The sequence below is a fragment of the Salinibacterium sp. NG253 genome (assembly GCF_015864945.1).
Lineage (GTDB): Bacteria > Actinomycetota > Actinomycetes > Actinomycetales > Microbacteriaceae > Rhodoglobus.
In genome coordinates, this window is sequence record NZ_JADYWF010000001.1 from 960,284 (window position 1) to 972,126 (window position 11,843).

Below are 11,843 nucleotides of genomic sequence, written 5' to 3' on the forward strand. Positions count from 1 at the left end.
AGTTCTTACGCACCAGCGGTCACATAATCGGCGCCAGTATCCACGCTGCGCGCGAGGTCTCCCTCGCCGAGCGACGGGTGCGCGAGCGCAAACGGCACCGGCGACGCCACAACGGTCGACGACGGCACGACGACCTCATTGCCGACGACTGGCTCGAAGGCTGGAATGAACTCGAGGGTCATGCGAGACCTTTCACGGAGTATGTTTGCTGAATTACGCTCGCCCCAAGAGTACCGCTTCGCACCTGCCGAACAGCCGACCGGCGCCGCTATACGCGGCTGGCCGACCGCCAACATCCGTAGCCGTTGCGCTTTAGACTTGACTGCGCGTAAGCGTTGCGTCACACAACTCTAAGGACTCGGTTTCGTGAAAATTGCGGTAGTTGCTCTCGGCAAAATTGGCCTCCCTTTGGCCGTTCAATTCGCTTCAAAGGGCCACGAAGTCGTAGGAGTAGACATCAACGCGAGCTTTGTTGATCTCATCAACAAGGGCATCGAGCCGTTCCCCGGTGAAGCCCACCTGCAAGAGCGCCTGAGCGAACTAGTACCGTCAGGCAAGCTGCGCGCGACCACCGACTATGCCGACGCGATCCCCGGCGCTGATGCAGTAGTGCTGGTCGTTCCACTCTTCGTCGACAATGACGCCAACCCCGACTTTGGCTGGATGGATGTCGCGACCCGCTCACTTGGCGAGCATCTGACTCCTGGCACTCTCGTCTCCTACGAGACCACACTGCCGGTCGGCACGACGCGCACGCGTTGGAAACCGCTGCTCGAAGAAGTTTCTGGCCTGACCGAGGGCACCGACTTCCACCTGGTGTTCTCGCCCGAGCGAGTGCTGACGGGTCGCGTGTTTGAAGACCTCCGCAAGTACCCGAAGCTCATAGGCGGGCTCTCTGACGAGGGCGCGGCTCGCGCCACCGACTTCTACAACGCTGTTCTCGACTTCGACGAGCGCCCCGACCTCAAGCGCCCCAACGGTGTCTGGGATCTCGGATCAGCCGAAGCATCCGAGCTCGCTAAGCTCGCCGAGACCACCTACCGCGATGTAAACATCGGCCTCGCCAATCAGTTCGCTCGGTTTGCGGACAAGACGGGTATCGACATCTATCAGGTCATCGAGGCCACGAATTCGCAACCGTTCAGCCACATCCACCAGCCCGGAATTGCGGTTGGCGGACACTGCATTCCGGTTTACCCGCGTCTCTACCTATGGAACGACCCCGACGCCACCGTCGTGCGTGCCGCCCGCGAGGCGAACGCCGGTATGCCTGAATACGCCGTTGGAATGCTAGAAGGCGCTCACGGCGACCTCTCTGGCCAGCGCGTCGCAGTGCTCGGCGCTGCGTACCGCGGTGGGGTCAAGGAGACCGCATTCTCGGGCGTTTTCCCCACGGTGGCCGCGCTAGAGGCTCGTGGCGCCATTGTGAGCGTGCAAGACCCGCTTTACACAGATGACGAACTTGCCGCTCTCGGATTCACCCCGTACCACTGGGGTGAATCCCTAGATGCTGTGGTGGTGCAGGCCGACCACGCGGAGTACCGCACGGTGACGCCCGAGCAACTTCCGGGCATCCGCACGTTCATTGATGGACGTCGGGTCAGTTCGGCGACCCAGTGGCCCGAGGCAACCTACCGCGTGATTGGCACTGCATAGCGCGTAGAGGCTTTCAGTACCTCGCCGGCTTCGGGCTTCACCCCGTACCACCTTGGTGACGCGGTGGAAGCCGCGGTGGTGCAGGCTGATCGCGCCGAATACCGTGGACTCCCGCCGGCAGACCTTTCCGGCATCAAGACCTTCGCCGATGGGCGCTGTATCAGTTCAGTAGAACAATGACCAGATGCCGCTTACCGAGTTATTGGAGAGGCATAAGCGCGCGACGGCGATAGGGATTAGCATTTCGACCGATTGGTCGGCGGCGGGACCTGATGAAATGCCGTGACTAGTGCCGCTAGACCGAGAATGGCCCGCCGGGTTCTTTCAGCACCGACATCATCCTGCCGACGCCGCGCTCAAGGTCGAAGGCAGGTTTCCATCCCAACGCCTCTAACTTATCCGACGCCAGCGATGAATTCTGCATCAGGCTCGGGACGTTCGGCCCTGCTTCTGCTGAGGTGTCGTAGAGGACCTCTACCCCTCCGGCCTCCGCAATGACCTCCGCGATATCACTGATCGTGCAGATGGACTGTGGATTCGAGATGTTGTAGGCGTTCGCCCGCTCTCCATGGAGGAGCACGGTGAGGATCGCGGATGCGCAATCGAGGGAGTAGCAGTAAGAGCGGAGCTGGTTGCCTTTGCTCCTCAAGACCACGTCGTTCCCCGCGACAGCCTTTCGGGTGAACTCCGCCGAGGCGCGATTATCCGAGCTCCGAACAGACGGTCCGTAGATATGTCCCGGCCTCACGATCACAGATTCGATACCGTACTCCATGCCATAAGCGACGCACAGAGACTCTCCCGCTCGCTTGGATGACGGATAGCCTGCACGCTCATTCAAGATGTCAAGGTAGCCGAAGTCGTTCTCCGCATACGGGTGCGTACCCTCCCGCTGTCCGTAGACTTCGCTTGAGGAGATATATAGGACCTTTTTGGCGGACTTGGCCCGAGCAAGGTCGAACATAGTTGACAGCCCGAGGATGTTTGCGAGCATCGTCTCTACAGGTCGGTCTAAGTACAGGGTCGGGTTCGCGTTGCTTGCACCGTGGATTATGTAGTCAATATCCGACGCAAGTGCGACTCCTTCACTCGACGTCGCATCGTACGGCACGAAGATAACGCCAGCGTCCCCGGCCGCGAAAGCATCAAACCGCTCTGCGGCGGCCTGCTCACTGCGACCCGCTACGAAAACTGTGATATTCGCGCCGTGTTCCCGATTCATGAAGAGAAGAATGTCGACAATTGAAGAGCAGACCACACCGGTCGCTCCGGTCACAAGAATGCGCGTGCCGTGGAGCTTGCTTGCGTCGGGGACGCACGCCAACGCCGTACGAAGATCGTCCCAATACGAACTGCTGCCAGCCATCATTTCACCAAAGGTGCTTCCGGGCATCGAGTACCGACTCGAAGATATAGAGATCGTCCATGGTGGTGATCTTCAGGTTCTGTTCCGAACCGGCCGAGAAATATACCGTCTCGCCGAGCTCCTGCATGAGCACGCATGATGCCGCTGTGTCTTCGACGCCCTGAAGCTTCGCCTGCTCGTGAGCCCACATGAGCTTTCCTAGCGTGTATGAATGCGGTGTCTGGGTTCGAAACAACTGCTCGCGGGGAATGGAAACCGTCGACGACACTCCCTCGTCATGACTCCTGAACACAGCTTCGACGCAAGGAATAGCAGCAACTGCGCTGCCGTTGGCTTTGAACACGGCGACATTATCAGAGATGATCTCCGACGAGACCAGACAGCGGTTCCCGTCATGGATCATCACGATATCGTCATCCGAAGCCCCATCTTCCCTGATCTTCTCTAAACCGTTTCTGATCGACTCCTGACCACTCGCGCCGCCCGGAACGATAGCCTGCAACTTCGTGATTCCGTGCTGTTTCGCATACGCCCTCACGACGTCGATCCATGACGGGATTGTGACGACGACGATCGCATCAATGGACGGATGGGCTTGAAATGCCTCCAGGGTGTAGACGATCAGCGGCTTATTCTTTACGTGCATGAACTGCTTCGGGATGTCCTGTTTCATCCGTGAGCCGGTTCCCGCTGCCGTCAACAGTGCCGTAATCATCGCAAACCTCCAGAAGACATCGAACAGTGCTCAGTTACGGACATTGAGGATCCTATCGAGGTAGTCAGTGACGCTCTCTTGTGCCTTATCTTTCATCGCAGAGAGAAGTTCAGGGTCGATTCCCTCGCTCTTCGCTTTCTCCATGCGATCAACAATAAGGTCCGGCTGGAAGTCCTTCTGCTGGATGGCTCGCTCAGGGTACCCGATGATCGTCATCAGCTTCTCGACCTTGTCGTTCCACGACAGGATCACGGATGGCACACCCATGGTGAACGCCGCGATGGATGAGTGCATCCGACAGGTGATGATGGCCTCATAGCCATTGATCGTTTCGCACAGGACAGCATCGTCAACCGGCCTATCGACCAGATAAGAATCCGGCAGGTGGAGTCTCTTGAGGACTCGTTTACCCAATTTGACGTCACCTGGCAGCCCGTTCGTGAAGAACTCAAAATCGTATCCGCGCTCGCGAAGAGTCGTCGCGATGCCGGCGAAAAGAGTCACCCATTGCTTCGCGCCGAAACTGACCCCATAGCCTTGCAGTGAGTTACCGCGGATGAGGCCGATACCGATCTTGTTTCGCTCTACGCCGGTGTCGATCGCGTAGGCTTCCTTCATCCAAAAAGCCGAGTCTGCGAGCAACTTTACCTTGTGCCCCGGGCCAGCGCACGCTTGGACTGCGTCCAGATTGTCTCTGGCCGACACGTACGTGACGGCCGGAGACTGGAGCGCCCTTTTGAGGATCGTGCTTCCGAAGTCCCGCTCATCGAACGCACCGGCTCTTCCAATGGCGTTATAGACCACTTCGAGATTGTGCCGCTCCGCGTACTCGCTGATGAGCAGCAATGACCAGTGGTACTCGTTATAGCTGTACTCAAGGAGACCGGCGCCATCGATGACGATGTAGTCGACCCCTTCGAGCTTCAGGTCGAAGTAGCTCACCAACCGCTTGCGGTAGTTGCGGCCAAACTTCCAGATCAGGTGCCGAGTCCTGCTGATCAGATTTTGTAGCGACTTGGACTCAGCCTCCCGGCCCTTTCGCTGCAAGTACAGGAACACTTTTTCAGTGAATCGCCCCTTCTCGCTGTACTGATGATAGTTGCGAAGTCGCCGTTCGCGGGCATCGTCGATCTCGAAGATCGTGTCATTCCGCCCGAGAAGGTCGACCTCCACATACTCGATTTCGATGCCCGGCTCAGCTTGCTGAAGTCCGTCTGAGATCAAGTACTCCAAGCTCCGCGCGATGAACATCTCCCCGAGATTCTCGCTCTTCACCAGCCCGCATATAGCGATCTTCACTGTCTTAGCCCTTTCGCTTTTCGGAATACGTCACTCCACATCGTCAAGCATGTCTTCGTCGTCGGCGATCGGCGTTTTAGAATCCATGGCCTCCGGCTGCGCATAGGTCACCAATGGCTTCTCCCCTTCAGTATATGAGAGGAAAGTCGCGAAGTTGTGGCGTGGGATTCGCTGGAACACAGGCAACCACTCCATGTAGTTCGCCCCATATAGCTGGCGAAGATACGTGTCGTATCCCGCGGGGCAGGAAAGCATGTGCCCTTCGAACTCCATCTTAATCACGGGAGAATACTCGGACTTCAGGACGCGTTCTTCGGTCGTATGGACGTTGGTCATCATTACGCCGATGTAGTCAGAGTCTTCGAGCTTTATCGAGGCCGCGAGGTCGATGACCTTATCGAAGAGCGACTGCACGCCGACGGTGCTGTAAATGCGAGCTGCCAGACGGTTGCGGAGGAAGCGATATGGATTCGGTCCATGGTACCGCCCTATATTTCGCGCGTGACTTACCCGATTCTTCCGGCGCCTGATCTCGGCGTAGTGTTCGTCATTCTTTGCTTCTGTGTCGGGCAGGCCCTCGATGGGAAAGATGTCCAGGAAGATCGGGTACACCTTGCTACCGATTCCACCTGCTTTTCGCTTCGCAATCAGGATCGACTCGGAGTACAGCTTCCAGTGGTAGGCAAAGTACTTGGGCGATGGACTCGGAGCCACAAGCTCGAAGTCTCCGATACGACCACCGGACAGCTTCATAAGCTTCTCGCAATCGGACCTTGGCATGTTGACGTCGATGTCGTCGTCCCAAGGGATAAATCCCTTATGCCGGACGGCTCCAAGCAAGGTGCCGCCGGAGAGGTAGTACGTCAGGCCATGCTCTTCACAGAATCTGTCGAACTCGACCAAAATTGCGAGCATGTGTTCTTTGTGGTCCGAATCGGACGCAAGGTCCTTAAGGTCGCTGTAGTCGTACTCCCGCATTTTTCTGCCGGGCTCCTTCGGTTAGTTTTTCACGGCACAAAGGCCGCGCGTATCACAGGAGACAATCGCCGGGTTCCACAGCGGGTCCATCGCTTCATACACCCAGCCGCGCGTCCGTTGCATCCCGACAGATCGGGGCAACTGGTCTCGCAGTGCTCAACCATACCCCAGACCCGGTCTGCAACCCTGTAAGGTAGCAGTTTGTCGTCACGCAGCCACTGTGGCCAACGTGTTCCCGAGGGCCTCACACTCGATCAGGGATTGAAAACGTTGAACCGAGAAAATCAGCACCTTCCCCAAAGAACCACTGGTATGGGCACGGTTTCTCGGCGTAACGTCATCCTCGACTCAATCGCTGTGGACCGCACAACCGGCGACGTCCCCTCTCCTCGCGATGGCATTCTCCAGCGCGTTAACGACCAGCTACGACTTCACCCTGGAGTCGATCGAGTAGCCGACGATCCGGTTCGAGAACATGCCTTTGACCGCGAAGAGACGGCGGCCTAGCTCTGGGGCATCGTGGTGGGCGTGGAACAGCACGTTCACCCGATACACCTCGACGATCTATGGGGTCGCCCGGCCACCGGTAGTAGGGCTGGCGAGAGAGCTTCATGGAACTCGGCGCCCTCCGTTCGCGTCTGGCCGGGTTTGGCTCCATCATCGACTGCGGCACGCTGCAACCATTTCTGCAAGGTCATCGCGTTAACGCCAAAATCTTTCGCGATGTGCTCGATCGTCACTCCGGGTTCATTGCGGGCGACGGGCGCACTATCCCGGCCTATCCCCGGCTATACCTCCGGAATGATCCGGATGCCCCTCTGATACGAGCTGCACGCGAAGCGAATGCCGGCATGCCTGACTACACGATCGGTCTCCTCGAGGGCACCCATGATGATCTCAGTGGCGAGCCGGTGGTTGTCCTCGGTGAGACGGCGGCGGCTGCAGTGGTTTGGGCAGACCATGCCGAGTACAGAAAGCTGGACGAATTAGCTCAGCGGAGCGATGGTCGGGCGTGACATACCCGGTTATCGGCAAGGCCTTATCGAAAGGTCAACTTACCCAACGTTGGCCCGGCCACTCGGAATGGTGAGTCAGGCGGACTGTTCCGTCAACCTCGCCCTATTCGGTTCAATTCACTGGTTTGCGTGGCTGAGGTAGGCCTCGCACACTTCCTTTGGGTCACCGTTCATCCGAAGATTACCCTTGTCAATCCAGAGAACCCTAGAGCAGGCTTCCAGAATCGTACTGATGGAATGACTCACCAGCATTACAGTTCCTGCCGCGTTCTGCATTTCTTTGATGCGCTGCTCGCTCTTTTTTCGAAACTTCTTATCTCCGACAGAAAGCGCCTCATCAATGAGGAGAATCGAGTGGTTCTTGGACGCCGCAATGGCGAACCGTAACCGCGCAGACATACCGGACGAATAGGTGCGCATCGGGTACTGGATGAATTCTTCCAAACCGGCGAATTCCACAATGGACCCGTATTTTTCCCGCATTTCTGCTTCTGAAAAACCGAGGGCGAGTCCACCCAAACGCACGTTCTTATCGCCGGAAAGTTCGTTCAACAATGCGGCGTTCACCCCCAGCAAAGCAGGCTGGTCTTCCGCATACACAACGCCTGAAGACGCCGGCGTGAGGCCCGCCACTGTCCGCAGCAAGGTGGACTTACCAGACCCGTTGTGCCCAATTACGCCGATGCTTTCGCCTTGAAACGCGGTGAACGATACACCCTTGAGTGCGTGCACTTCGCGTATGCCTCGAGTCTTTCGGGATGTCAGTGACTTGCCACCCTCCGATGGCTTTCCTGAGGCGTACGTCCGATAACGCACATGCACATCGTCCACAATGATGGTCGGACGAGTACCCGAATCCAGCATGAGTTTTTCCTCGTCAGTCACGTCCGTACCGTTCCTCAGCTCGCCAGAAGAAAACAACCCCGAAAACGAAAGTTCCTGCTGCCCACAGCGCCGCCCAGAGCCACAGCGAAGGGTCGATGGGCGAGTCAGCAAGAAGGACATTTCGCGCAAGACTGATGTACTCATAAACTGGCGTCAGATGAACAATCAGGAGCAGATCTGGCCTGTGAGCTAATATCAGATCGATGGAATAGAAGATGCCGCTGGTGTAGAACACGATTCGCGACACGACAGGAATAACCTGCTTAATGTCACGGAGGTGCACCGACATTCGGGCCACGATCATGGCAATCCCGGCGTTGAAGAACGACATCATCAAGATTATTGGAATGACGAGCAGCCAGGACCACCTGAGGGGCTCGCCGAAAAGCAAGAGCAACACTCCCAGGACGCCCAAAATTGGCACCATTCTGTAAAGCTGCTCCAAGAGCACCGCGATCGGCAGGAGAATGCGGGGGAAACTCAGGCTGCGTACAAGTCGAGTGTTGCTGATTATGGCCTTGGATCCTTGCCCGATTGAGTTCCCGAAGTACTCGAAAAAGAACACTCCGACAAGCAGGAAGGCAATGAAGTTTTCCGGACGGCTGTCGCTGTTCAGAATGAAACCAAAAACGAGTCCGTAAATTAGCGCATTAAGGAGCGGCTTAACGACGACCCATGCCATGCCGAGCCGGTTGCGTTCGTTCTCGGACTGGATGCGATACTTCGCCAGGGTGCGAGCAAAGTTGCGCCGTCTCCACGTGTCTGCGAGGTACTTCCCGAAACGAGGGCGAAGGCCTACTCGAATCAATCCATATCGCCCAGCGAGCACAGAAGGACTTTCCTCGATCACCTGACTCCTCCGATATACCCGCTCGCAGCGAAGACGGGCCCAAGCTGCTCCCCTACTATACAGGCTGAGTCAGGCCAGTCTGCTTACGTACTTAATCGAGTGAACTACCGTCAGGCCGGCGCCATATTCATAAGGCATTCCGGAAGTGGAATATCGAGAAGCACTCCTCTTGTGCGGCGCGCGGTGCCGTCTTTCGTTACGGTCTCGAAAACTATTCGCGACTCTCAGGATTCCTCCAGTAGCGAAGAAGCGAACTCATTGCCGAAAGGTTTGCTTCCAAACCTCCGGGGATGTGATGTCGCTCGCCTGCTGACGATACCGGTTTCGCAAGTCGTCCCAGTTCTGTTCGATTTGGCGGTTAAGGCGAATGCTTTCGCGCAGGAGTGAGCGGAACCTGGCGCGATCGCGGCGATACCATGACGATCCCTGAGAGTCGGCGGTGTCCACCAGCACGCTGTCGAATCCGGGTAGCCGCCACCAAGTCGCATCACGCTTACTCAGTCTCTGCTCTGGGCGTTCGACCAAAGCTTGTGGGGTGCGGGCGAACCAGTGCCGAAGTGCCGCTCGGAAGGTGAACAGCGCCAGGGCCGCGCCACGCGGCCCCTTCCCATCCGTCGGTGGATACGACAACCGTCCCTCGAGGCTCTTCGGAGCTGTCGCCGAATCGTAGACCGCCATCTCCGGATAGTCGGCTGCCCACGCACGAAGTTCCGCCAGCCGATTCGGCATCATCTCGTGGAGGTGTTGTGGTCCGGCCAGCACGTCGCGCATAGCCTGAAGGCGGAGCGCGACGGGGTAGTACTGCAGCGAAAGCAAATGCTTGAGGTCTTGTTTGCGGTATTCGTTGAGGAGGGAGCCGCCCCGCCGAAAACTCGAGTGCAGGAGGGCCGCGATGAGTCGGTTGCGGGCGTGGAAGTATGCCTGCCAGTCGATGGTGTCGTCTTTGTCAACCCAAGAGACGTGCCAGAGTGCGACACCCGGCAGTGACACAGTCGGGTATCCGGCTTCTCCCGCCCGCAGTCCGTACTCTGCGTCGTCCCATTTGATAAACACCGGCAGCGCGAGGCCGATGTCGCGGATGACAGCGATAGGGATTAGGCACATCCACCAGCCGTTAAAGTCGCTGTCTTCTCGTCGATGCAGCCACGATGTCTCTCGCAGTGAGGACTCCGCAAAGTCGTGACGTTCGTGTGCACGGTCTGGGGGTCCCCACATGAACGGCCGCTCGTCCACGACTTCGCTGTAGGCATGCAAGACGGTTCGCTTGCCCAGGTCGAGCATGTGCCCACCGACGATAGCCGGGCTCACGCAGTAGCGAGCGAACCACACTGCCCGCAGGACGCTTTCAGGCTCGATTTCGACGTCATCGTCGAGCAGCATGACGAAGTCGGAGCTGTCGCGCTTCAGGGTTTCGGCCATGCCGCGCGAGAACCCGCCCGAACCGCCCAGGTTCGATTGCTCGATCACCGCGAGTTGCTCACCTAGCGCCACGGCGACAGCGTCGTAACCCGCCTCTGCGGTGACCTTGCGGGTGCCCTGATCGATGATGAAGATTCGGTCGATCTCACGCAGGGTTTCGGGAGCGTCCGCGAGCACGTTGAGAGTTGCCACGCAGTAGTCGGGCTTGTTGAACGTGGTGATGCCGAGCGAAACTAGGCCGGTCGTCACCGGGTCCTCGGTGACGGCCCAGCGGCTGTCCGTGACTTCGATATCTCCTTCGGCTTGCACGTCGAACCAATACCAGCCACCATCGTCGAAACCTGTGAGCGGAAGAGAGAAGGTTGACTCCGTCGCACCCGCGACCGCGGTGACCTGCATCGGGCGTTGCGTACCGTTCTCATCCGAACGCATTACTGTCACAACTCCGCGCCCCTTGGTGCTGACACAAAGTATCGTTTCGCGGACGGACGTCCACCGCTGCCAATAGGACGCGGGAAAAGCATTGAAGTAGGTGGCAAACGACACGGTAGTCCCCGCATCGAGCCGTATTGTGCGGCGGTCGAGTACGGTGACCTTTCCGCTGTCTTTGACGTCGACGTAGAGCGGAGCCAACTCGTCGATATCTCCGACCGGAAACATAACGCACTGAACGGTTGCGGTTGCTGGGGTGCTCAATGTCATCGTGTCCTAGTTGTAGTTCCCACTGAGGTTGTGAACGCGGTCTGATGGTGTTTGGCCGCCGATGCCGGTGTGGGGTCTGTGAAAATTGTAGTGGTGGAGCCAGGTGGGATATTCGGCGGCTCGGGCTTCGTCGCTGCGATAGGTTGCGGCGTCGGCCCATTCGGTTGCGAGGGTTCGGTTGAATCGTTCGACTTTTCCGCTGGTTTGTGGCCGGTATGGAGGCATCCAAACATGCTTGATGCTGCTGAGAGCAGCCGCAAAGTTTCGCGATCGGTAACAGGCCCCGCTATCCGTCATCACCGCGGTGACCGTGATACTGGCGGCGGCGAAGAACGCGTTAGCCCGAAGCCAGAATTCGGCAGCGGTTTCTTTGCTCTCATCACTCAATAATTCTGAGTAAGCGAGCCGGGAATGGTCGTCGACGGCGGAGTGCAGACAAGAATACCCGCGCCCGGGTCGACCGTGTCCGGTGTTGTTTCTATTACCCGCCGCCCGGCCTAGGACCCGATGTCCGCCGCCATCAGGAATCCGGCCTTGTTCCCTGATATCAACGTGCACCAGCTCACCGGGAGTGGCCTTCTCATAGCGGACGGCTTTTAGCCGACGCACGGGAAGACCGGTGGCTTGGTCGAGATAGATCAGCTTTGGCATCCGATAGCGCACCAGGACCTTCTCGACCGTCGATCGGTTAATGCCAAGGTGATAGCCAATCCGGTGCGGACCCCGGCGGCGATTGAACCGCAGTGCGACGATGTGATGTTCAAGCCGAGCTGACCATCGGTTGGGAAACGTGTACGGCCGCGAGGAACCATCAATCGTCGGCTGATTCGACCGATAGCGAGCCGCACATAAACCCACCGCGGTCACGCGATCATCGAGCTACTTAACACCAACCTGAAAGTGCCCTGTCCCATCAGATAAGCGGCTGGGGCTTGAATAGAGACGGCACCACGCTGA

10 protein-coding genes and 2 pseudogenes are annotated in these 11,843 nt (G+C 58.0%); 2 read left to right on the plus strand and 10 right to left on the minus strand.

The genetic code is table 11. The annotated features are described in order from the left end of the window. Positions 1-5 precede the first annotated feature (5 nt). The gene (locus I6E52_RS04645) at positions 6-182 is read right to left on the minus strand and encodes a hypothetical protein (protein ID WP_197155223.1); all 177 of its coding nucleotides are present in this window, start codon (positions 180-182) and stop codon (positions 6-8) included. Between the two features lie 184 nt (positions 183-366). Between I6E52_RS04645 and I6E52_RS04650 the strand changes: the two genes are divergently transcribed. Further along, positions 367-1,656: a nucleotide sugar dehydrogenase gene (locus tag I6E52_RS04650; protein ID WP_197155227.1), complete on the plus strand. Its 1,290-nt coding sequence runs from the start codon at positions 367-369 to the stop codon at positions 1,654-1,656. Positions 1,657-1,951: 295 nt separating this feature from the next. On the opposite strand, the gene I6E52_RS04655 is transcribed toward I6E52_RS04650, so the two are convergent. The 5 genes and pseudogenes from I6E52_RS04655 to I6E52_RS14275 form a co-directional block, all read right to left on the minus strand. Beyond that, on the minus strand, positions 1,952-3,049 hold the full coding sequence (locus tag I6E52_RS04655; protein WP_197155228.1) for an NAD(P)-dependent oxidoreductase: 1,098 nt from the start codon (positions 3,047-3,049) through the stop codon (positions 1,952-1,954). After that, complete coding sequence (locus I6E52_RS04660; RefSeq protein WP_197155229.1) at positions 3,027-3,737, minus strand: 2-C-methyl-D-erythritol 4-phosphate cytidylyltransferase; 711 nt, start codon at positions 3,735-3,737, stop codon at positions 3,027-3,029. Before I6E52_RS04660 ends, I6E52_RS04655 begins: the two co-directional genes overlap by 23 nt. 30 nt (positions 3,738-3,767) lie before the next feature. After that, positions 3,768-5,036 carry a polysaccharide pyruvyl transferase family protein gene (locus tag I6E52_RS04665; RefSeq protein WP_197155230.1) on the minus strand — a complete coding sequence of 423 codons (1,269 nt, stop codon included), beginning with the start codon at positions 5,034-5,036 and terminating at the stop codon, positions 3,768-3,770. Between the two features lie 30 nt (positions 5,037-5,066). Then, complete coding sequence (locus I6E52_RS04670) at positions 5,067-6,014, minus strand: phosphorylcholine transferase LicD (protein ID WP_197155231.1); 948 nt, start codon at positions 6,012-6,014, stop codon at positions 5,067-5,069. Between the two features lie 351 nt (positions 6,015-6,365). Next, positions 6,366-6,509: pseudogene (locus I6E52_RS14275) on the minus strand (IS3 family transposase); the annotation flags it as partial. 116 nt (positions 6,510-6,625) lie between these two features. On the opposite strand from I6E52_RS14275, the gene I6E52_RS14550 reads away from it, so the two are divergent. Further along, on the plus strand, positions 6,626-7,030 hold the full coding sequence (locus I6E52_RS14550) for a hypothetical protein (protein ID WP_307842387.1): 405 nt from the start codon (positions 6,626-6,628) through the stop codon (positions 7,028-7,030). 117 nt (positions 7,031-7,147) lie between these two features. Here the strand turns inward: I6E52_RS14550 and I6E52_RS04685 are convergent, their stop codons facing one another. The 4 genes and pseudogenes from I6E52_RS04685 to I6E52_RS04700 form a co-directional block, all read right to left on the minus strand. Beyond that, on the minus strand, positions 7,148-7,915 hold the full coding sequence (locus I6E52_RS04685; protein WP_307842388.1) for an ABC transporter ATP-binding protein: 768 nt from the start codon (positions 7,913-7,915) through the stop codon (positions 7,148-7,150). Further along, on the minus strand, positions 7,908-8,765 hold the full coding sequence (locus tag I6E52_RS04690) for an ABC transporter permease (protein ID WP_197155233.1): 858 nt from the start codon (positions 8,763-8,765) through the stop codon (positions 7,908-7,910). Before I6E52_RS04690 ends, I6E52_RS04685 begins: the two co-directional genes overlap by 8 nt. 255 nt (positions 8,766-9,020) lie before the next feature. Beyond that, positions 9,021-10,886, minus strand: coding sequence for a glycosyltransferase (locus tag I6E52_RS04695; RefSeq protein ID WP_197155235.1), 1,866 nt, complete (start codon positions 10,884-10,886; stop codon positions 9,021-9,023). 6 nt (positions 10,887-10,892) lie between these two features. Beyond that, positions 10,893-11,732, minus strand: a pseudogene (locus I6E52_RS04700) (IS481 family transposase); the annotation flags it as partial. Positions 11,733-11,843 lie beyond the last annotated feature (111 nt).